Origin of the sequence: Metabacillus crassostreae (assembly GCF_016908395.1) — a bacterium.
In the GTDB taxonomy this organism is placed as follows: domain Bacteria; phylum Bacillota; class Bacilli; order Bacillales; family Bacillaceae; genus Metabacillus; species Metabacillus crassostreae.
This window is the reverse complement of record NZ_JAFBDU010000005.1, coordinates 216,408-239,829: the sequence shown is the minus strand read 5'-3', so window position 1 is coordinate 239,829 and position 23,422 is coordinate 216,408. Positions and strand designations below refer to the sequence as shown.

At 35.4% G+C, this 23,422-nt stretch carries 17 protein-coding genes; 4 read left to right on the top strand and 13 right to left on the bottom strand.

Features of this window, described 5'->3' with window-relative positions:
• Window positions 1-331: 331 nt before the first annotated feature.
• The 3 genes from JOC75_RS16220 to spoIIR all read right to left on the bottom strand — a co-directional run bounded on the left by JOC75_RS16220 (window position 332) and on the right by spoIIR (window position 2,735).
• A complete protein-coding gene (locus tag JOC75_RS16220) occupies window positions 332-1,378 on the bottom strand; it encodes an L-threonylcarbamoyladenylate synthase (protein WP_204955048.1) in 1,047 nt (348 codons plus the stop codon).
• A 158-nt stretch (window positions 1,379-1,536) separates the two neighbouring features.
• Entirely contained in the window at window positions 1,537-1,980 is a 444-nt protein-coding gene (locus tag JOC75_RS16215; protein ID WP_204955047.1) for a GNAT family N-acetyltransferase, read from the bottom strand.
• Window positions 1,981-2,078: 98 nt separating this feature from the next.
• A complete protein-coding gene (gene spoIIR / locus JOC75_RS16210; RefSeq protein ID WP_204955104.1) occupies window positions 2,079-2,735 on the bottom strand; it encodes a stage II sporulation protein R in 657 nt (218 codons plus the stop codon).
• 298 nt (window positions 2,736-3,033) lie between these two features.
• Between spoIIR and JOC75_RS16205 the strand changes: the two genes are divergently transcribed.
• Entirely contained in the window at window positions 3,034-3,582 is a 549-nt protein-coding gene (locus JOC75_RS16205) for a DUF4240 domain-containing protein (protein WP_204955046.1), read from the top strand.
• 546 nt (window positions 3,583-4,128) lie between these two features.
• Here the strand turns inward: JOC75_RS16205 and prmC are convergent.
• Window positions 4,129-4,998 (bottom strand): peptide chain release factor N(5)-glutamine methyltransferase, encoded by an 870-nt coding sequence (gene prmC / locus JOC75_RS16200; protein ID WP_204955045.1) that lies wholly within the window; start codon window positions 4,996-4,998, stop codon window positions 4,129-4,131.
• Between the two features lie 6 nt (window positions 4,999-5,004).
• On the bottom strand, window positions 5,005-6,075 hold the full coding sequence (gene prfA / locus JOC75_RS16195; RefSeq protein ID WP_146950204.1) for a peptide chain release factor 1: 1,071 nt from the start codon (window positions 6,073-6,075) through the stop codon (window positions 5,005-5,007).
• Window positions 6,076-6,232: 157 nt separating this feature from the next.
• Between prfA and gloA2 the strand changes: the two genes are divergently transcribed.
• Together gloA2 and JOC75_RS16185 are read left to right on the top strand one after the other, a co-directional pair.
• Window positions 6,233-6,619 (top strand): SMU1112c/YaeR family gloxylase I-like metalloprotein, encoded by a 387-nt coding sequence (gloA2, locus tag JOC75_RS16190; RefSeq protein ID WP_204955044.1) that lies wholly within the window; start codon window positions 6,233-6,235, stop codon window positions 6,617-6,619.
• 200 nt (window positions 6,620-6,819) lie between these two features.
• On the top strand, window positions 6,820-7,341 hold the full coding sequence (locus tag JOC75_RS16185) for a MerR family transcriptional regulator (protein WP_204955043.1): 522 nt from the start codon (window positions 6,820-6,822) through the stop codon (window positions 7,339-7,341).
• 22 nt (window positions 7,342-7,363) lie between these two features.
• Here the strand turns inward: JOC75_RS16185 and JOC75_RS16180 are convergent, their stop codons facing one another.
• Window positions 7,364-7,798: a hypothetical protein gene (locus tag JOC75_RS16180; protein WP_204955042.1), complete on the bottom strand. Its 435-nt coding sequence runs from the start codon at window positions 7,796-7,798 to the stop codon at window positions 7,364-7,366.
• Between the two features lie 486 nt (window positions 7,799-8,284).
• Between JOC75_RS16180 and JOC75_RS16175 the strand changes: the two genes are divergently transcribed.
• Window positions 8,285-8,974 carry a hypothetical protein gene (locus JOC75_RS16175; RefSeq protein ID WP_204955041.1) on the top strand — a complete coding sequence of 230 codons (690 nt, stop codon included), beginning with the start codon at window positions 8,285-8,287 and terminating at the stop codon, window positions 8,972-8,974.
• A 236-nt stretch (window positions 8,975-9,210) separates the two neighbouring features.
• On the opposite strand, the gene JOC75_RS16170 is transcribed toward JOC75_RS16175, so the two are convergent.
• The 7 genes from JOC75_RS16170 to JOC75_RS16140 form a co-directional block, all read right to left on the bottom strand.
• Window positions 9,211-15,699 carry a lamin tail domain-containing protein gene (locus JOC75_RS16170; RefSeq protein WP_204955040.1) on the bottom strand — a complete coding sequence of 2,163 codons (6,489 nt, stop codon included), beginning with the start codon at window positions 15,697-15,699 and terminating at the stop codon, window positions 9,211-9,213.
• Between the two features lie 763 nt (window positions 15,700-16,462).
• On the bottom strand, window positions 16,463-17,092 hold the full coding sequence (locus tag JOC75_RS16165; protein WP_204955039.1) for a thymidine kinase: 630 nt from the start codon (window positions 17,090-17,092) through the stop codon (window positions 16,463-16,465).
• 221 nt (window positions 17,093-17,313) lie between these two features.
• Window positions 17,314-17,526, bottom strand: coding sequence for a 50S ribosomal protein L31 (gene rpmE / locus JOC75_RS16160; RefSeq protein WP_204955038.1), 213 nt, complete (start codon window positions 17,524-17,526; stop codon window positions 17,314-17,316).
• A 224-nt stretch (window positions 17,527-17,750) separates the two neighbouring features.
• On the bottom strand, window positions 17,751-19,022 hold the full coding sequence (gene rho / locus JOC75_RS16155) for a transcription termination factor Rho (protein WP_146950195.1): 1,272 nt from the start codon (window positions 19,020-19,022) through the stop codon (window positions 17,751-17,753).
• A gap of 573 nt (window positions 19,023-19,595) precedes the next feature.
• Window positions 19,596-20,885 carry a UDP-N-acetylglucosamine 1-carboxyvinyltransferase gene (locus JOC75_RS16150; RefSeq protein ID WP_204955037.1) on the bottom strand — a complete coding sequence of 430 codons (1,290 nt, stop codon included), beginning with the start codon at window positions 20,883-20,885 and terminating at the stop codon, window positions 19,596-19,598.
• Window positions 20,886-21,698: 813 nt separating this feature from the next.
• Window positions 21,699-22,556 (bottom strand): class II fructose-bisphosphate aldolase, encoded by an 858-nt coding sequence (locus JOC75_RS16145; protein ID WP_146950193.1) that lies wholly within the window; start codon window positions 22,554-22,556, stop codon window positions 21,699-21,701.
• Between the two features lie 180 nt (window positions 22,557-22,736).
• The gene (locus tag JOC75_RS16140) at window positions 22,737-23,111 is read right to left on the bottom strand and encodes a response regulator (protein ID WP_146950192.1); all 375 of its coding nucleotides are present in this window, start codon (window positions 23,109-23,111) and stop codon (window positions 22,737-22,739) included.
• Between the last annotated feature and the right edge of the window lie 311 nt (window positions 23,112-23,422).

The following is a 23,422-nucleotide window of genomic DNA, read 5'->3' as shown; positions in this document are numbered from 1 at the left end:
TTAAGGGAGTATAACAAAGTGTAGCGGTTTGGTTGATTTTCGCTACAGGTTGCTCGCTTTCCGCGGGGTGGGCGGTGAGCCTCCTCGTCGCATGCGACTGTGGGGTCTCACCTGTCCCACTGATCCCGCAGGAGTCTCGCACCTTTCGCTACAATCAACCTAAATAGTTTACATTTCTATATAAAGTACCAAAATATAAGTTGTTATAAAAAAACTTAGTTCACAGTTGTATTCAACATTTCTCTATATAAATGATCATTCATAAACTCGAAATAAAACTACTCGAAAATTAATTTTCAGAAAGAAACTACTAGCTCGGAAATCAAATCATTCACTCTTCCACTATCACATTGTTTCCTGCTGCTTTTAGTAATCTGTTCATGATTGCTTCACCGACTCCGTCTAGGGGGAAGCTTTCACTTAGAATAACGTCAACTTCTTCTTTGTCGAATTGGCGTAGAACCTCATAAAGTTTTGCTGCAACTGTATTTAGGTCTTTGCGCGTTCCACAGGCAATTACTTTTTGTGCTTGAAGATGATTTAATCCTTCTTCTGTGGTGAGTACACCTACATTTTTTCCTTGCTGTTCATATTGATTAATTATGCTTTGAATATATTTATGACTTCCATCTATGATCACAACAGGTGCATTTGGTGCGTAATGAGTGTACTTCATTCCAGGTGATTTTGGAGTATGACCTTCGTCGATTAATGCTTGATCGACATTCACTTTTCCAATGATGAATTCTAGTTGTTGTTTTGTTACCCCACCCGGTCGAAGAATTGTTGGAATATCTGATGTACAATCAAGGACTGTTGATTCGACACCAACACCTGTTGAACCACCATCAATGATTCCACTTATTTTTCCATCAAGGTCATGATAAACATGGTTAGCTTGTGTTGGGCTTGGTTTTCCAGATCGATTCGCACTTGGCGCAGCCACAGGGACCCCTGATTTAGCAATGATTTCTAAAGCAACCGGGTGATTTGGCATTCTCACTGCAACTGTATCTAAGCCAGCCGTCACGAATGTGGATAACTTATTTTCTTTCTTTCTTAATACAAGTGTTAATGGACCAGGCCAAAAGGCTTCGATTAATTGATAGGCATAATCAGATACATCTTCAACGATTTCCTCTAGCTGTTCAATTGATGCAATGTGGACAATTAGTGGATTGTCGCTTGGTCTACCCTTTGCTTCAAAGATTTTTCTTACAGCATCATCTGAGCATGCATTCGCTCCTAGCCCATACACCGTTTCAGTTGGAAAAGCGACAACCTCATTTTTTTGGATAAATTCTGCAGCCTGTGTGATTTGTGGATAACTAGTGGATAAGTTACTAAGATCATCCACAGTCCAAAGTTTCGTTTTCATCTAAAATAACTCCTTTTGCAACCGTTCGATTTATCTACAAATTTCGCGGTTTTGTAGATTCTTGACTCTTGAAAGTATAAAAGAAGTCCTATAATAAAACAAGTCTTATCCACAATTTGTGGATAAGACTTGCGGTATTGTGGATAACTGTGTGGATATTAAGCAGTTCTTCTCATGATCTTTGCATTTTCTTCTTTTAGTGAGCCATTCATATGCTCTAAAGTTAAAAGATCCTCTGGAATTGCTTTAAAATCTATCTCTTCAAAGCCCATAAGTGATAAAAGTTGCACTGATGCTTCTTTATTAGTTACCAAAAATAAATGATTAATACCTTTTTTCTCAGCTAATGTTTGAATACTTTGGAAAAGTGTTAAGATATGTGCTTGTTTAAGCTTGTCTGACACTACTAAGGATCTTAACAATCCATTCTCATTTAATGGTTGAACACCAATACACGCAACAATCTCATTTTCTCCATCCTCCATTAGTACAAAATAGTCGATAATTTCTGAAATACCATCAGAACTCACACCAGCTTTTACGACAAAATCTGTTAATCTACCAAGATCCTTTTCTTCTGCTATTTTCAATTGATAAAACATGATCTCACCCCATATCATTTTTCTCTACTACAACTCTATGAGATGAAATCTAGTTTTATTCCAAAAAAAAGCAGGGGTCTGACCCCGCTTTTTTTACCTTATGAAAATATCCCTTCAATCCACTCTACTAAGAAGAATTTAACTTCTACTTCTTCTTTTTCTTCTTCCTCATCTATAACAAGAGAAGATGCTTCAGCTTGATCGTTTTCAGCTACTTGCTTCTCTTCTGTTTCTTCTGCACTTGCGACAGCTTCTCCATTTGAAAAGTCTAAGAAGCATAATGGTGGGAATAGTACACACCACCAGTTAGCACCTTTTGCTTCACCTAAGCTAATAAGGATCGCTTCGTAATCTCCTGCTGGGTAAATGAAATTGCCATAAAGCTTAGTTGGAAAGCTAACATTATCGAAATCTACTGAATATGATTGTTGCATATTTTCTTTTTCTAGTACATCTTCCACAATTGATTCTATTTCTGGTAATCTTGATTGAATTAATTTTCTAGCAGCTTCTACAGAAGTTAATTCTTCCACCCATTCTGTAATTTCTTTATTCACTTCATCACGAATCTTTCTTTTTAATTCCTGGTCTTCATCAGAATTACTATTAGCTAGAATTCTTAATCGGATAGCCTCATCTGGTATCACAACGGGTTCATCAGTGCTTGTTGCTGCTACTGGTTCTTTATAAACATTTGCGATTGCCCCTGCAAATAATAGGATTATATATATAAGTGCTAATTGTTGTTTTTTCATCATCTAACGCCTCCCTTGGTAGACAGTATGGACAGCGTAAAAGATTCTTAAACTATGTTTTTAAAAATTTTTTAAAAATAGATTAATAGATAGAATAATAGTTAGTTATCAAAGTTAAGGATGTATTCTATGTTTTCTGATTTCCTGAAAGAATATGGGTATGAACTTAAATATGTTAAAATATGTATTAGTTGAGAAATACTATACTTACTATAACAGGTAGGTTCATTTAAGTGAGAAAATCGATTATTATATGTCAAATTTACCAATTAGCGAAGATAAAATGGAGGTCTTTATAATGGATCAGAAAGAATTGTGGAGTTTAATCGAGAAATCCAGAGAATTTGATGATCAAGCAGAATGGTTAACTGAGTTATTAGCTGAAAAAGAATTAGAGGAAGTTGTGGAATATGAATTTCTATTTCAAGAGTTAATGAATGCAAGTTATAATTCCCGTTTATGGGGAGCAGCGTTTGTTTTAATGGGTGGCTGTTCTGATGATGCTTTTGATTATTTTCGGGGATGGCTTATTGGACAAGGAGAAGTAGTATTTAACAAGGGATTGAGAGACCCTGAATTTTTAGCAGAATATATAAATGAAGATAACCTTGATGACGAAGGGTACCCTCAAAATGAAGAGTTACTTTCGGTTGGACTTGATGCCTATACCCTGATAAAGACTGGTGATATTGAATGGGATGACAATATACACGACGAATTATTAGAAGCTCTTGATAAAAAGGGATTGCAACCTGTAAATGACATCGAATTTGATTGGGGAGAAGATGATCTAGAAAATCTATTTCCTGTTCTATGGGAAAGATTTGGAGAAGATCCATTAGGTTAAAAAGAGAGTACCTTATTTAAGCGATTATCCAAGATAACATCTACCATAATCACGTGATTCATGGGCGGCTTGTGGATAAGTCGATTTTTAATAATATTCACTTTTTTTGAGTAAGCGATTGAAAATGAATACAAGAAATGAGGCTGGGACATAAGTATTTAAGCTAAAGATAAACCCGAAATATTTGGAGATATTTCAATTGATTATTCGCCTAACATTTCGGGTTTTTATTTGTTGTCCTCAATAGATTTTTTGATTTTGCATACTATTTTTAAGAACTAGTGGAATGGAGCGGAAAACATTTGACTCCTGCGGGTGCAGAGTAAAGGCTGAGACCCCACAGGCGCGCAGCTTACGAGGAGGCTTAGCTTCCTCCCCGCGGAAAGCAAATGTTTGCAGCGCAATGGAACGAACTTATTTCTTTCAACTTAACTGAATTTAGATTTATTCGTCTTTTTGTATGACATCTTTAATTATGTCCCAGCCTCATTCTATAAAAAAACACTAATATATGAAATGTGTATTTTCGATAGTAAACTGAACCCGTTAATCTTCCTTCTTTTCAGCAAACACCATGCGATCTTTACCATTAATATCATAAACAACTTCAACTTTCGCATATGGAAGAGCCTGCTTTAGAAGATTCTGCACATCCTCCCCTTGACCTGCTCCAATTTCAAATGCGATTAAAGCGGGAGTATTCAGGAGCTCTTGCATGTCTGAAATTAATCTTCTATAAAAGTCAAGACCATCCTTTCCTCCTGCTAATGCCCGCATTGGTTCATAATCCTTCACAACAGGTGAAAGAGTTTCAATTTCCCAATCAGGTATATATGGAGGATTTGAAACTAGGATATCGATTTTTCCTTCTTTAGCTTTATTTGCAATCGGTTCAAGTAGATCACCGTGTAAAAATTCTACAGCTGCTTGCAAAGCTTCTGCATTTTCTTTAGCAATTTGTAAGGATTCTTCTGCAATATCAACAGCACTCACTTTGAATTCCGATTTTTCTAAAGCTAATGTAATGGCAATCGCACCGCTTCCAGTGCCGATATCAACTACATTGATTTCTTTTTGATCTGCAAACATTTTTGTAGCTCTTGTTAGAATTCCTTCAACAAGCTCCTCTGTTTCAGGTCTTGGGATAAGCACCTCTTTGTTCACTTTAAAGCGTCGCCCATAAAATTCTTCATAGCCGATTAAATATTGAACAGGTATGCCTTCTCCATGCTTATTTACATCATGTATGAAAATTTCTTTTTGTTCTTCTGAGAGGACCAATCTCAAATTTGACAGTAGTGTCGCACGCTCCATATTTAAATGGTGACGCAGCAATAGCTCTCCAGCATTTTCATCTCTTCCCGCTTCCTTTAAAAAAGAAGAAGCCCAATTAAGGGCTTCGTATACAAATTTCATCTTATTCTACTCTTCCGCATCTTGAAGTCGGCTTGATTGATCTTCAACGATTAACGTTTCCACAACTTCATCAAGCTTTCCTTCTAGAATTTGATCAAGCTTTTGAATTGTTAAACCAATTCTGTGATCTGTTACACGGTTTTGCGGGAAGTTATATGTTCTAATTCGCTCAGAACGGTCACCTGTACCAACTGCTAGCTTACGGTTTTGGTCAATTTCTGCTTGTGCTTCACGTTGAAATTTATCATACACACGTGCACGAAGTACCTTCATTGCTTTTTCTTTGTTTTTAATTTGTGATTTTTCATCCTGACAAGATACAACTGTATTTGTAGGAAGATGTGTTAAACGAACGGCAGACATTGTTGTATTAACACTTTGTCCACCTGGTCCACTTGACGCAAACGTATCTGTACGAATATCTTTCTCGTGAATCTCTACTTCAACCTCTTCTGTTTCTGGAAGAACAGCAACTGTTGCTGTAGATGTGTGAATACGTCCACCTGATTCTGTTTCAGGAACACGTTGAACACGGTGGGCACCATTTTCAAACTTCAGCTTAGAATATGCACCTTTACCATTGATCATAAAGATAATTTCTTTATAACCACCAGTACCTGTTGCGTTTGCTTCCATAACTTCTGTTCTCCAGCCCTGCATCTCTGCAAAACGGCTGTACATGCGATATAAATCTGAAGCAAATAACGCAGCTTCATCTCCACCAGCTGCACCACGGATTTCCACGATTACGTTTTTATCGTCATTAGGGTCCTTTGGTACAAGAAGAATCTTAAGACGTGCTGTTAATTCTTCTTCACGATCCTCTAGCTCTGACAGCTCTTCTTTAGCCATTTCGCGCATTTCCGCATCAAGCTTTTCATCAAGCATTGATTTCGTATCAGCAATTTGCTCACGAACTTCTTTATATTCACGATACACTTCAACTGTTTCCTGTAAATCGGATTGTTCCTTTGAATATTCACGCAGCTTCTTAGAATCTCCGATAATGTCAGGATCCATTAATAGCTGATTTAGTTTTTCATAACGATATTCTACCGATTCTAAACGATCTAACATACATGTCACCTCAATTTTCATGCATAACATTATAATTATAGTATAGGTCACATAAAGCGTCAAAAGCAAATTCATCTTATTTGGCTTATATTATAATAGTATGAGTTAAGATCACACCAGTTATTAAATAATTCCATAATGAAAAGAGGTAGTTAGCTTGAATATTAATAAAATTCATCATGTAGCCATTATTTGTTCTGATTACGAGGTTTCAAAGGATTTTTATACCAATATTCTCGGTTTTGAAATAGTTGCAGAAGTTTATCGTGAGGAACGTAGGTCATATAAATTAGATTTAAAGGTAAATGATACATATCAAATTGAGTTGTTTTCATTCCCAAACCCTCCTAAACGACCTACAAATCCTGAGGCTCTAGGTTTACGACATCTAGCATTTGAAGTCGACAATATCCAGTCTGCAGTAGAAGAGTTACTAGAAAAAGGGATAGAAGTAGAAAATATTCGGGTAGATCCTTTTACTGATAAAAAGTTTACATTCTTCCCTGATCCAGACGGTTTACCACTTGAATTATATGAAAAATAAAATAGGTTCGACATTACAGCATCATATTATGTAAAACATCCACTTTCTTTGCCGAATACATACTTGTTTTGTCTAACGTGAAGGTAACTAGCTTTAAGAGTCGAAAACCTACTAATAGAAGTTCACATGTCTGTTGGTTTGTCTTTGGATGATGAGAAAGCTGCAGTTTGATTATGTACTGAAATTTAAGGAGGAAGAAGATGAATAGTACAACAACTGTCACTAAGTTACTTGGGGTTTCTAGAAGAACGTTGATGAGATGGGTTAGTCAATACGACATGGAGTTAGAGAAAAATGAACTGGGACATTATCAATTTTCTGAAGATGATATTAAAAAAATTAGACAAATTCAACAGCAAACCCTACATCAAACACCTCAACAGCCTGATACATTAGACAACATTCGGAAGGGGTCTATTAAAAGAATGACAACAACAATCGATACTACTAAATTTAATGAAATAAATAATCGAATTGATGAACTAGAACGACGAGTAAGAAATAAAGCAGATGATGTTGTTTCTTATCAAGTTTTACAGCATAGAAGAGAAATGGAAGAATTAACATCAACCATACAAAAGCTTGAACAAAGAATAGATGAGCTAGAAAATGGGCAAAAACGCGAGGCTCCTGCTAAAGATCACTTACTTGTTTTTGATAGCATATCAGCTCCAAAAAAATCCAGAAAGAAAAATTTAATTAGTTCTATCTTTGGATTCTAACAAGGGGCATCAACGCCCCTTGTTATTTTTGCTTTAATTCAACATCAATTCGATAACGAGGTAATGCTGTAATCATTTTTTCATGAATTTCCTTCACTCTTTGTTTCTTTTCCTTTTTTGAAAGCTCCTCTGTTGTATACACGGTTGTGTGAATTTTATTTCCAAACATCATAACTGGTCCTAATGTTAATTCCTCATCATCCATGATTGCTTCTTCAAGCTTATTCTGATCTGATCCGAGATCTGGTCTGGATTCTGTCAAATCAATAAAATTCGGATTTTGATTCGGCACATATGGCTCATCTGCTAATTCCTGATTTTCATAAGTAGCATGTCCATCCTTCATCAAACGTGTTCCATTAATATCTTCAGCTTGAGGCTCATAGCCTTCTCGCGCTTGCATTTGACAGCCTGTTAAACATAAAGAAAAAATTGATAACATTAACCACTTCTTCACATTACACCACCTCCTACGCTTTATGTTGCCCGATTAGAATTTGTTTCATGAGCAGCTAATTGCTTTTAGTGTTAGTGGATAAATAAGGATTATTCCACGACATTACCTGAAAAAGATTCAATTTTTCTATTCTACAAAAGAGAATGCTTGTACTAAAGTTTAGATGAATTATTATTGTAGACTCCAGCGGGATGATCAGCAACACTAGTCCCAAAGTGCGTTGCATGAGGTGGCTTTCCAACCATCCGCGGTAAACGAAGTATATTTTAGATTCGGCGTAACTACTCAACCATTGTTCAGTTTCTCTTTTGTTAATTATACTTTCGTCCCAGTATCTTTTCGAGAAATAAATGGGATTTTATGTTAAAATAATTTTATAGTTTGTGAATACTTGTACTCACACTACCACAGCAGGTGAACCACTAGGGTATGTGAATCTTACTTAAAACTTGATTTTGCTTAATAATGAAAGGAATTGTTTGACAAATGAAAAATCTAACAAATATTCTTTATTTAAATGTTGCTTTATTTATGCTAGTTGGATGTACTGGAAATAAAATCGAAGAAGCCACTACTAATTCTTCAGAAAAAGGTTCAATTTTAGAATCAATAGAAGACGATACAACCAAAAAAGATGAAAGTTTGTCAACAAGTGGATCAGAGGAACCAGACACTGTTGATGCGAATGATGCCTCATCAGAAAAAACTGTTAATGAAGTTTCTGATAGTACCCCATCTGAAAATAGTGACTCAAAGGTAGAAAATAAAGAAGAAAAAGAAACACTATCCCAGTATTCTAGTGAACAAATTGAATACGCCCGTGTTTGGTTGCAACTTGGACCGAATCAAGAGATAGATGAATTAAATGTACGACGTATTCCAGCAGGAGAACCTGTTAATATTTATGATGAAACTAGTGCTAACTATCCAAGTGATGTTGTGACATTGGAAGGTTCTCGTTCTGTAGACGGATCGGTAACCTATAGTGGTAACGGGGATGGCACGATTAACGTGTACAATGTTCCTTCTCATTGGGCTAGCCCCGCTCAGGTAGAGGAAAACTTTATGAAGGATTACACAGAGGATATTATTAACAATACAAAGCTAGTGTACGTTGATCCAGGTGATAATGAAAAAATCATAGAGTTAATCAAAATGATAAATATTAAATATTAAGCTCATGAGTGGCTTTTGGTCCCATTTGGGTTAGTAAAATATCACATAAAAAAGCTCAGAGGAAATCTGAGCTTTTCTACTTGCTATTTATATTACCAATTTACTGTTAAAACTTAAGATAATTAGGGTTTTTCCACATTCTTTCTAGCACTGCTTCACTCTAATTTTTCTGATTAGGTAATGATTAAAAGATTATCTATTCATTAATAACTTCCTAAATTTCACCTTGAACCATCCTACATTTTATTTACTTTTCTCCGATGATTTAGAACAAATCCTGCTCCTATCAAAAAGAGAATTATACCGCTAAGAAGAATTGTATACATGCTAGTCGCAGTCTCAGGTAAATGATAACCACCTTCTGGATCACTAATCTCATCCATATTATCATCTGGTGTTATTTCAAAAGCAGCATAGGTACTAAAGTGTTTCGTTGATGCAGTAACTATTCCGTTAGCATAATCCCCACCAATAAGCTCCCATTTTTTCAACTCTTCATTGTAATAATAAACCTTCACCTTATCAGTATTTTTCACTTCTTTTTTCACCTTAAATTCAAGGATCATATTCTGTGAAAATTCATGATAAATTTTATCTCCTGATGTAATACTAAAATCATACACAGCACTTACTGATTCATGAATATCCTTCATACGTTCAACAGTAATAACAACATCACCATCAGGTAAGTTTTCAGCTGGAATGAAAACATTCATATCTTGATTTTGAATCGCAAGCACTAATTGTTTTTCTTTCATTATTTGGATTTGTTGCTTCGTTAATTGAACTTTAACGTTATATTCTTTTTTCAGATCTAAAATGACCTTTGTATTCTTTGATAGGTGCTTTAGATCCTCTGTTGAAATTGTTGCTTTTCCAGCTTGAAGCTTAACAGCAATTTCCCCATTATTGTTAGATGTATCTTTACCAGGTTGGTTCGTCCCATTGCCTGGTTGTTCCGGGTTTTTGCCTGGATTATCTCCATCTCCTGGTTGGTCTGGATTTTCACCTGGGTTATCTCCATCTCCTGGTTGGTCTGGGTTTTCACCTGGGTTGTCTCCATCTCCTGGTTGTTCTGGGTTTTCACCTGGGTCCGTCGGATTCGTTGTTTCATTTTTCCCTTTTGTGAATGTCCAAATATCAGATACTGACTTTCCAGTGAACTGATCCTCCGCAACAGCATACCAGGAATATGTTTCATTCTCTGTAAGCCCTGTCCAGGTTACTTCTGTATCACTACCACTCGGCACATTTTCTTGTTTACCGATTTCTGTATCTGTTTTAACATTGACAGAAAAATAATCGGTAGCGACTCTTTTTTCATCAACACTAAGCTCTAAATCAATGATCATTTCATCTTTACCTGGATATTCACTTGGATCATAATAGTTATAATCATCTAAATATGGTGAATACGTATTGACGATGATTCTATTATTATCTTGATCAAAATGTAAAAGCTTCATATATCCTTGACCACCCTCAGGACCACCTTGATAGTCACCAAGCATTTGATATACTTTACGATCTGTTACACCATCATGATCATCATCAATTTCACTTATTAATGTTTCTGAATCATGATAATGACCACTTAAAACCGCAATGACATTTTCATTTGGTTCAACTACTTGTTCATATATCTCGTTACCTAAAGGACTTCGATTTCCTGAAACGAGTAAATATTCATGAAAGCTTAATATCGCTTTTCGATCAGGATATTGTTTTAACACATCATTGATCCATTCTAAATCTTCATTTTGAATTCCCCAGCCCATATATACCATGATAAAATCATTACCATTTTCTGAGATAAGATCATAATGGCCTCGATTGTTTTTATACGTATCACCGTAGTATGGTTTATCTTCAAATCTATCAGTACCAAACCACTTATAATACTCAGTGTAATCATTAGAAAGTTGATCAACATCATGGTTACCTGCTAAAACACCATATGGAACATTGTTATCATCTAAAACTCTCATATATTCATCAGCATATTTCCACTCTTGCAGCTGATCAAAGTTATCAACTAAATCACCTGTATGGAACACGTACTTTATCTTTAATTCTTCTTGTTTTTCAGCAATCCAATTTGTTTGTCTTTCAAAAATGTAAGGATAGCTTTCTGAATAATATTGAGTATCAGACATCCACACAAATGTATAATCATATTCATCAGGAGTACTTGGAATTTCATCCTGGATCAATACATTGATGTTTGAATTTTTCACAAAATCACTAACCTCAACATACCCTTTTAATTCAAAATCTTCTGCTCCTGCAACTTTATACGTAATAAGCTGCCACTTCGCTTCACTATGATTCCAAGCATACATGGACACCTTTCTTCCCTCTAGAGAATTTCCACTCCAAGTTAACTCAATTTCATCATTTTCATCAATGGATGAATCAACTTGAACATCAAATCGGTGATATGGAAACTTCTCACTTGAATCTGTTATCAAATAGGTTCCATCTTTTTCTGATACAGCTGATCTATCTTCATTTGTAAAGGATTCTTCTCCTTCTGGCACCATCATTTGTGGTGGTTCGAAATCAGTCGAATTTTTAAATGCCTTTACATTGTTGGTGTTACTTGTATCATATTTAAAGCCTTGATAATACTTTACATCTAAATCATCTCCTGAGGGATCTGTAACCTTTACTTTTAATCTAGGATCACCAGTAACAGGTGTAGAGCTACCATCTGTTGGAGAAATAAGCTCTGGTTTAAAAGGATTCTCATTAGTGACAGAGAATGTGACAGCCTTTTCCGCTTCATTTCCAGCTAAATCTGTCGCCAAAATGGAAAGCGTATGTTCACCAGCTTCTAGCTGAGATGATGCAGTGTTGAACGGTAGCTGTATTTGTTCACCATCTAGTAATGCTTTAACTGTATTCACACCTGCTATCTCGTCTGTTACAGTGGCATCAATTGTAAAGCTGCCTTTATATTCTTTTCCTTCTATAATCGTTGTTTCAACAGAAGGAGCTGTGTTATCAACCAATACTGTTTTTGTAATCTCATGATCTGAATCTTGAGATTTAACAACATGTTCTCCATCTTCCACTGTTGTTGTGTTCCATGTATATGTTTTAGATGTTGTGTGCTCTTCAGTAATCGTGAAGGTAAAGTCTTCAAATGGTCGGAATGTCCCATCATCGCCCATATCATAAACCTTTGTTGGATCATTTTTATCAGAATCTCTTAAAACAGTGCCATCCGCTAAAATCAAGCGTACATTACGTAAGTTATAGTCATCACGATTTTCTTCATCTTCTTCAAGCTGGAAGGGTGATGCTTTATTACCTGCTCGAACAGTAAGGATGTTTTCACCAAGCTGTAAACGATCTGCTTCAACAGGTATCGTAAATGTTTTCCAATGTGATAACCAATCTTTGTCCATTAAGAATAAAATATCATCACCCATTGTCACTGCGTTTTGGAAATAAGTGTTCAGTCCATTCACTTCTAATGCTAAATAAGCTTCTGTTTCTAAGGAATGATATGTTTCCTCTGTTAACTCTTCGTTATCAACAAATAGCTTCACATCTTTTGCTTCTTCTTCCTTAGAAGTAGCCTTTATTACCTCTGTTTTTGAAAGAACTTGTTGGTCTTTTACGTTTAAGCGTATATCAGATGTATCATTTGTGTTTTTAATGATAATTTTGTTGATTTCACTTTTCACTTCATTTGTACCATCAGAAACAGTAAAGAAATATTCAACATATTCTTTACCGATAAGCTCTGAAGCATAAATCATATTTTCATATAAATGAGTTTCAGAATCTAATGTTAGTAATGTCTCATTATAAGCATCTTGATCATTGGTGCGATAAAATAATCTTACTGATTTTACTTCTACATCATCTGAAGCTGCTGCTGAAATCTTTATATCCTCCGTTTGCAGTATTTCAGTGATATTCGTTTTATTTTCGAACGTTGGAGGTACATTATCCTTTATTATATGCACTGGTTTTTTTGGTACTTGGTTAGTATCAACAGCTCCGGGGGTTGCGTCAAGCAGACCAGCACTTATTTTCACCGATTGTTTTGAGCCGTTTTCAGGATATTTGAAAACAATTCCTTTATCTGCAACAGTGTCGTCTACATTCACTACATCGTTGTAATATGAAACCGTAATTTCTTCTTTTGTATTTGTAGCAACGACAAGTCCTCTAGGTGAACCATTGGCCATTCCATCACTATAAATTCTAACAATATCCTGATTTTCTACTAAGTTTGAGCCATAGTGTGCATTAAATTCTGCAACTGTTTTCTCGCCATTTTGTGAATTAATAATCCAAAAAACAAGGGTCTCTTTAGATGGAATCACAACATCATCTGGTATAGAAGCCCATACAACATCACTAGCTGGGTCATTACCATAACGATATTGAAGCTTATATTCCTTAAAGTTCATATCCTGATTTGTATTATTGTAGATTTCAACAAATTCATACCCATCAGCTGTACCGACATTTGTTGTATCAGGAACGATTTCAGTCACTAAAAACTGCGGAATTTTGTCATAATCGACTTCATCTTTTTTAACAGTGATCACAAATTCATCAGTTGTTGATGTATTTGTCCCATCTCCCGCCTCAATATAATAGATCATATTTTCTTCTACATCTAAACCAGGGATTGTTGCAGAATACTTAGCTGAATCAGCACTCATATTCATTGATAAAGAAGTAAAGTTCTCCTCACTAGCTTTTTTATAATAAAGTGTAGAGAATGGTACTGCCATATTGTCTTTAATATCAGCTTCAATAGTGATTGTAGAAAAGGCATCACTTTCAGTTACAGGTGTATGATTAATGACTGGTGCTTCAGTATCCTTAGGGATTTCTTCAAGCTCAATTGGTTTTGTTGGTACTTGAACAGGTGAAATGAATCCCGGGTTTGGTGCTGAAAGCACTTGATATTTTACCATTTCAGTTCCTGTAGTTTGGAACATATAATGAATATCTGCTCCAGTATTATCATTTTCGTTTCCTAAATAGCTTGCAGAAACGACCTCTATGTTCGAACTATCTTTTATAACGATTGCACGATTTCCTCCGTTTGCAAAGCCTGGGAAAACATCTTTATATTCAATCACTTGTTCAGCAGTTAAACCTGAACCAAAGTTTGTATTAAAATCCTCCAATGTTCGATTTCCATTGTTAAACCAAAATACAAGTGTCTCTTGTGGCTCTATTGTTGTTTGAGGTACTTGAAAAATAACTTCTTTTCCACTATCTGTATATTTATAAACAAAGGAGTAATTTGTTAATGCTAAAGGCTGGGTTGTATTATTATAAAGCTCAAAGAACTCATAATAATCCGTTCCACCACCAGCAGAGTTTGGTGAAATTTCAGTAATTAATAACGGCTGTTCACTAAATGTTTCTTCAGGTAATTCTACAGATATTATGTAGTCCTCTGTTTTAGCTATGTTTACCCCATCTGATGCTTCAAGATAATAGGTAATCGTAGATGTAACATGACTAGCAGGGATTTTAGCTGAAACGATTGTTGAATCTTCCCCTGTAACTACCATTGGTAAAGATCTAAAATCAGTATCTTCTTCATTTTTAAAATATAGAGTTGAAGCTGAATTAATTGCCTTATCATCTGTTATTTTTGCAGATATGTTAATGTCAGTAAACGCTTTACTTTCATTTACAGATGTATGGTCAATAACAGGTGCACTAGTATCTTCTGCTGGAGGTTCTTCTAATTCTACTGGTTTAGCAGGAACTTGAGCAGCTTCAATGACTCCAGGAGTTGGTGGAGCTACTACCTTTAACTTGTCCATACTAGTTCCTGTAGCAGGATATTTATAATCAATTCCGTTTCCAGTAGCATTATCAGCTTCATTACCAAGATAACTTGCTGAAACTAGCTCATGATTATTTTTATCCTTGATAATAAGTGCACGATTCCCTCCGTTTGCAAAGCCTGGAAAAACATCAGTAAATTCGATCACTTGGTTACTTGCTAAATTCGTTCCAAATTGATTGTTAAAATCAGTGAATGAAAGATTTTTTGGATTATACCAAAATATAAGAGTTTCCTGTGGTTCCATTACTGTAGCTGGAAGCTGAAATACTTTATCGTCATAACTACCATCTGTGTAGTGATAAACAAAAGAATAGTTTGTTAATGATAGCTTTTGATTTGTATTATTATATAGCTCAAAATACTCGTAATTATCTGCTCCTTTTGAATTAGGAGTGATTTCAGTGATTAAAATTGGTGAAAAACGATTAAAATCTTCTTCTACTTTATTAGTAGATTCTTTAGATTTAGTAGGAGGTGTTTCTTCTGTGCTTTCTTCTTGTGGAGTAGGTACTGGATCAGTTTCAGTTGTAGGAGTCTTTGTTGTGTCTTGTGATTTCTCTACCTGTTGCTCAGATTTCTCAGCTTCTATCTGCGCAGCTTCTTCTTGAGAATCCTCTTGTATTTCCTTTTCCGAATCAATAACTTCAGCACTTTCTTCAGGCTCTACTTGATCTATAGAATCATCAGATGTACCGTCTACCTCCTCATTTACCTTCTCTTTTCCTTCTGTTTCCTCAACGTTCAGTATAGTAGGTTGGTCTCCACTCTCCACAGCATAAACTTTCTTCACTGGAAGTACTGATATAAAATTAGAAAAAACAATCATGACTAAACAAACATAAATAAACAATTTCTTACAAAATCTAAGTACTGCTCTTCCGCCCATAATATCCTCCTCAAACTCTAGTAATCTAGTTCATGTTAATTCTAATTCAACTATGTAAACTGAATTTAAACAGGATGTAAATATTTATAAACTTTTCCATATATTATTAAGAAATTGTAAATTGAATTAAACGGACGCTCAGGAAGGGAATTTTATTAATGCAGAACGGGATATATGGTGAAGTACAGATTTTTCTTTTTGAACCATAAATAATAAGGATGAGCTGGTGTAACGTAAATTTGGATAACCAAATTGAGTACCATACCTAAAGGAAGGTTTCAATAGATGGTGATTAGGTTCGAGGGTAATTAAGGTTTTATGACTATGTATTTGATAACATATATATTAATTGAGATATTATTAAGAGTAAAAGATACTGTTAAGATGGTAGATTTAAATTTTCAATGAACATTATTTTATTGCTTTAAGTTAGTTAGACCTAGTGAAATGGAGCGGAAGACACTTGACTCCTGCGGGTGTAGAGGAAAGGTCGAGACCCCGCAGGCGAAGCGAGGAGGCTCGACTTCCTCCCCGCGGAAAGCAAGTGTCTGGAGCGGAATGGAACGGATTAATTTCTACCTACAAACACTTATTTCTATTATTTCTAAATTTAAAAACGCTGTTGAATTCAAACTCAACAGCGTTTTAATATGTGTTTATATAAGCTTCTATATAATTTGTTAGATAAAAGTAACCCTTACTTTATAAGCCTGTCCTTTTCTTCACCTAATTAAAGGACCCCAATAAGTCTACCTCGTTCATCTTAAATGCTATTTTTCGTTGTAGTACTTTCCTCTTTCTTAAAATCCTTCACAGGTGAACCTGGCACTTCATGATGATGCCTACATCTTGGCTCATACGATTCAGACGCACCAACCAATATAATCGGATCATCATATGACGCCGGCTTTTCATTTATCAACCTTTGCGTACGACTTGCCGGAGACCCACATACCGAACAAACAGCCTGTAGCTTAGTCACTGATTCAGCAATAGCCATCAGCCCTGGAACAACACTAAAAGGCTCTCCTCTAAAATCTTGATCTAGCCCAGCAGCAATAACACGATATCCTTGATTTGCTAGTAAAGTAAGAACATCCACAATATTCTCATCAAAAAATTGAACTTCATCAACAGCTATCACATCTGTTTTATCAGATATATATTCTAAAATCTCTATAGAAGAAGCTACCGGCTTACATATAATGGCTGTTCCATTATGTGAAACAACTTCTTCTTCACTATATCGATTATCAATGACTGGCTTAAATACCTTAACCTCTTGTTTTGCAAACTTTGCACGTCGAACTCTACGAATGAGTTCCTCTGATTTACCTGAAAACATACTACCACAGATGACTTCAAGCCAACCACTTTGCTTCATTATATACATGAAACGGCTCTCCCTTCGTCGTATTCATCTTGGAGTCGATTGACCCGTACCATTTAAGAAGGTACACTAATCGTATCTTTTTTGTCTATATAAACATGCTTTACATGATACTAAATGTCTGAAAAATAGCCTACTATAGTATGTAGGATATGCTTAAATTGGTAAAATAGGCGTGAAAAAACAGGCAAGAGCAGTTTCGTCTTGCCTGTTTGAAAGAAGCATTATTGTTGTTGTGACTTAATGCCGTATTTTTTGTTGAATTTATCTACACGTCCACCTGCATCCGCAAATTTCTGACGTCCTGTGTAGAATGGGTGGCACTCAGAACAAACCTCAACACGGATCTCTTTGTTAGTAGAACCAGTTTCGAATTCGTTACCACATGCACATTTAACCATAACTTTATTAAAGTTTGGGTGAATAGCTGTTTTCATTCTTTTCATCTCCTTCCGCCCTGAATCATCTGAAACAGAGTAATAACTAGTGGATTCATCAAAAGATAAATCACAACTAGAAAAGCACATGAGCAAATTATAACAAGTGCCAAGACCAAATGCAAGCTGAAGTTAAATATTACTAGAAAAGCGAAAGCATCCCGGTTAGCCCCGACAAGCATAAGGCAAGATGGCTGAGGAAGCCCCAGCCTTCACTACCAATTCTAGCGATTTCTTGCAGTCTTCATCTCAGCATCTAAATTACTAAAGAATTCTTCGTTAGATTTTGTTTGGCGAAGCTTTCTAAAGAACTTCTCAACAAAGTCAGGAGAATCTGTCATTGATTTACGGATAGCCCATAATTTTTCTAAATGATCTTTCGGAATAAGAAGCTCTTCTTTTCTTGTTCCAGAACGACGAATATCAATCGCAGGGAAAATTCGTTTTTCTGCTAGAGAACGATCTAGATGCAGCTCCATATTTCCTGTTCCTTTAAATTCCTCATAAATAACATCATCCATACGAGATCCTGTATCAATTAATGCAGTAGCAAGAATTGTTAAGCTTCCGCCTTCTTCAATATTACGAGCTGCTCCAAAGAATCTTTTTGGACGATGGAATGCTGCAGGATCAATACCACCTGATAATGTACGTCCACTTGGAGGAATGACCAAGTTATAAGCACGTGCTAAACGAGTGATACTATCCATTAGGATAATAACATCCTTTTTATGTTCAACAAGACGCATCGCACGCTCAAGCACTAGCTCTGCTACTTTAATATGATTTTCTGGAACTTCATCAAATGTTGAGCTAACAACATCTCCTGCAACAGAGCGCTCAATATCCGTTACTTCCTCTGGTCTTTCATCAATTAATAAGACGATAAGCTCAGCTTCTGGATTATTTGTTGTCACACTATTAGCAATTTCTTTTAATAGCATTGTTTTACCCGCTTTTGGAGGCGCAACAATCAGACCACGTTGTCCAAAGCCCACAGGTGCAATAAGATCCATGATTCTTGTAGATAAATTATTTGATTTTGTTTCTAAGAATATTTGTCTATCTGGATATAGAGGAGTTAATGCTGGGAAGTGAACACGTTCCTTAGCTGTTTCAGGATCTTCACCATTTACAGCTTCTACATGCAGCAATCCGTAGTAACGCTCATTTTCTTTTGGAGGACGAACCTTACCAGAAACTTTGTCACCATTTCTTAAATCAAAGCGTCGAATTTGTGATGCAGAAATATAAATGTCTTCAGAGCTAGGAGAATAATTGATTGGTCTTAAAAAACCGAAGCCCTCGGACTGAATAATTTCAAGAACACCCTCCATAAATAAAAGATCTTCTTGTTCAGCATTCGCCTTTAAAATAGCGAAAATTAATTCTTTCTTTGTTAACTTGCTATAATATGAAACTTTATACTGACGCGCAAGTTCATATAGTTCCTTCAATTTCAAATGTTCTAATGAAGAAATTGAAACCTGATTCATACAAACACCACTCTTTTTCATTTTCAATTTTAATTTCTATTTATCATTTCAAACTCAATTTTCAACTATGGAAGTTTGTCTAGCTGCTGCTTAATTGAGGATTTATAACCAATTAGTCATGGCTGATGCGTAAACTTTGTTGCTTCCTCTAATACTCGAAATAAACAGCACAGTATAACATCTTTTCTTCTCAAAATGGTTTCTTTCATGCGAAGAAAACACTGTTTTTCACAATCATTAGGTCAATTAACAACAATTTTTAAAGAAAAGAGCCTAATCAAATGAAGATAACATTTGGATAGAGAAGGAATGAAGGTGAGCTTGAAGTAGATTTTGAAGCTAGTTGTTCAATGCAGCACTCTTTATTTTTACCCTATTTTTCAACTTTAATCAATCATTTTTGGAAAATTCATTGTAAGCTAGAGGCTTTTCTTTGAAGAATTTAGATCAAGACTTAGTCTACTTCCTATGAATGTTTTACATCTAGATTCAATAACGATAACATTCTATATTAACCACCTGGAGTTCATCCAGGTGGTTAAATTGTATTTCATTCTAGCTACACGAATCAATTTAAGAATTTTGTAGTTGATCAATTTCTTTTTCAGTTAATTTCTCACGCCAAATCGTTGCTCCTAGGCCTGTTAACTTCTCTTCTAGCTGACTATAGCCTCTATCGATATGTTCTAGACCTGTGATTTCAGTTATGCCGTCTGCCATCAATCCAGCACATACTAGAGCAGCACCTGCACGAAGATCACTTGCTTTTACTCTTGCACCTTGTAATCTTGTTGGACCAGAGACTATAGCAGATCTACCTTCAACTTTAATTTTGGCGCCCATTCTTCTCAATTCATCGATATGTTTAAAACGAGCAGAATATATCGTGTCTGTCACAACACTAGTTCCGGTTGTTTTTGTTAAGAAAGAAGTAAATGGCTGTTGTAAATCAGTTGGAAAGCCCGGATAAACGAGAGTTTTGATATCAACTGATTTTAACTCTTTTTGTCCACCAATAATTAAAATTTGGTCATTACTTGTTTCAATATGGAGACCTGTTTCGCGAAGCTTTGCTATTAGTGATTCTAAATGCAGCGGAATAACATTATCAATCATTACTTCCTTACCCATTGCTGCACCAATTATCATGTAAGTTCCAGCTTCAATTCTATCAGGAATAATTGAATGACGACAGCCGCTAAGCTTCTCAACACCATCTATTCTAATTTCATCTGTTCCAGCACCTTTTATCTTTGCTCCCATACTTGTTAGTAAGGTTGCTACATCAATGATTTCAGGCTCTTTGGCAGCATTTTCAATAATTGTTCTTCCTGTAGCCTTAACCGCAGCAAGCATAATGTTAATTGTCGCACCTACGCTAACAACATCTAGATAAATTCGAGCTCCTCGAAGTTCTTCTGCACGTAAGTATATTGCACCTTGTTCATTTGTTACTTTTGCACCTAATGCTTCAAATCCCTTAATATGCTGATCAATTGGACGTGGTCCTAGATGACATCCACCAGGAAGACCAATCACAGCTTTTTTAAAGCGACCTAACATCGCTCCCATTAAGTAATAGGAAGCTCTAAGCTTCTTAACTTTTCCGTTTGGAAGAGGCATTGAAATCATATTTGAAGGATCTACAATCATTTCATTGTTGGTAAGCTCTACCTTACCTCCAATTTCCTCTAACAAATCACCTAGTATATTTACATCAGAAATATTCGGCAGACCTTCAATTGTAACTGGAGATTCTGCTAAAATCGTCGCAGGAATTAAAGCAACAGCACTATTTTTCGCACCACTGATCGATACTGAACCTTTCAGTAAATCTCCACCTGCTATTTTTAATTTTTCCATAATAGTCTCCCTTCTAATGAAGTTGACTTTGCGGAAAGAACATGGAGGACAAGCTTTTTCGGTCATTCTACATAATTATGTATTCTTTCGTACACGAAACATGCTTCTATTTCCTTACCATCATGTTTTCCGAATAAAACATCTCTTGTCAACAAAGTTTATTCACTAATAATAGTAGAGATAAATCCATACCGTCCTGTCGGTGAAGCTATAAACTAACCTTCACTTCTACCTATCAACTAGGTTTGTAACACTAGTGATAAAAAAACAAGCTGTTTATCTCTTTTATTTCCTTTTATGGCATCGTCAATACATATCTTTATCATTTAAGTTTATAAAAAGGCTATCTAAAGTTTCTGTTTATTACGTTTAAATTAACAAAGAGGAAAATAATAAAATGAGCTTTACTCCAAAAAATGAGCTCTACTATTATTAAACCATCTATTAAGCAGGACAACAATGTTTAACTTTAAGTTTTATCATAACAATTTGGATTTTCTTTGATTTTATAGGAGATTTACTTTATTAGTGGTAAGTATATGAGTATGTCATACTCGCTCTTAACATGAAAGGATTTCTTTTAAAAAACTTAGCATGCTCCTTCTTTTTGTTAAACCAAGTTGTTTTTGATGCTGGAAAAGCTAAAATAATAAAACGGACAAGCAGTAGCAAGTCCGTTTCCTATTATTCTTTTAAACTAGGTCAGCTAGATATAACAGGTTTAGAGGAGGTTCGACATATTTTGATAGCGCTTTCTTTATTTTCTGAATATTACCGCCTTTTTCGACAAAGGCGGTAATATATTCTATAAAATTAAGCTTGGTTTGAAGAGCCAAATTCACGCATTTTTCCGATTACTGTAGCTTTAATCGCGTCACGAGCTGGTCCCATGTATTTACGAGGATCATATTCGTTTGGCTTTTCAGCTAACACTTCACGAACTGCTTTAGCAGATGCAATTTGGTTTTCAGTGTTAACATTAATTTTAGCTGTACCAAAAGATACTGATCTTTGAATATCTTTTGTTGGAATTCCAGTACCACCATGAAGTACTAATGGCATACCAGTAAGGTTAGCGATTTCTTCCATTTCTTTGAATCCTAAGTTTGGCTCACCTTTGTATGGTCCATGAACAGAACCAAGTGCAGGAGCTAGACAGTCGATACCAGTACGTTTAACAAGTTCAGCACATTCTTGAGGATCAGCGTAGATTACGCCTTCTGCAATAATGTCGTCTTCTTGTCCACCAACTGTTCCTAATTCTGCTTCTACAGAAACACCTTTTGAATGAGCATATTCAACAACTTGTTTCGTTGTTTCAATATTTTCTTCAAATGGGTGGTGTGAAGCATCGATCATAACAGATGTAAAACCAGCATCAATTGCTTCTTTACATTTGTCATAGCTTGAACCATGATCTAAATGGATTGCAACAGGAACTGTTGTTTTATAATCTTCCATTAAACCTTCTACCATTTTAACAACTGTTTTGAATCCACCCATGTAACGAGCAGCACCTTCAGATACACCAAGAATAACTGGTGATTTTTCTTCTTCAGCTGCTTGCAGGATTGCTTGAGTAAACTCAAGATTGTTTAGATTAAATTGTCCTACTGCATATCCCTTGTCTTTTGCTGTGTTCAGCATCTCTGTCATTGAAACTAAAGGCATGTCGAAAAATCCTCCTAAGAAACCTTATTTTTCTAATACAGAAAAGTATATCATACCTAGCTTGACCAGAATTTATCACTAATATGTAGATTCCGCATGATCACTTTTCATATGTACTAGCATACCAATAATCCCGAAAAACGGCAACATTTCTGCAGATATTTGGGTAATATAATGTTACTAGTTTGCTTTAAGTGGTAAGTATTTCTTAACAGCTCCACGAATCTCATCAATATCAAATGGTTTTGCAAAATGAGTAAGTGCTCCAAGATCCTTGGCTTCTTGAATCATATCTAACTCGCCATATGCAGTCATAATAATGACACGAATATCCTGATCAACAACTCTCATTCTTTTTAGAATTTCAATACCATCCATACCTGGTATTTTCATATCTAGAAGAACTAAATCTGGTGAATGCTTATCAACGATTTCTAGAGCTTGAAAGCCATTAGCTGCTTGAAATGTCTGATAGCCTTCCTTTTGAAATACTTCATTTAGTAATATACGAATACCGTATTGATCATCAACAATTAATATTTTTTCTTTTAACATGTTTTATTACACCTCTTATTTTTTTAGTTTTCTCTAAAACTGATACCTTAAGGTACCTTTGCTATCAATATTATTGTTAAACGCTAATTAGCACTTAAAAGCTTAATATAAAGTTGTGAATAAAATTGTTCATCTTCCAGCTCCTTTGTCTGCTGAAATCCCCACAATTATTATTTAAATATCACGTTTTTACTTAGCCTATGTATAAACCTTGGTGAAAATTTTGTTAAAGTATTCAATTCTATCAAAAAAAGTTGAACCACTAAAACGTTTTCTTGTTTATTAATAATTCTTCTTTTTCCGTTTATCTC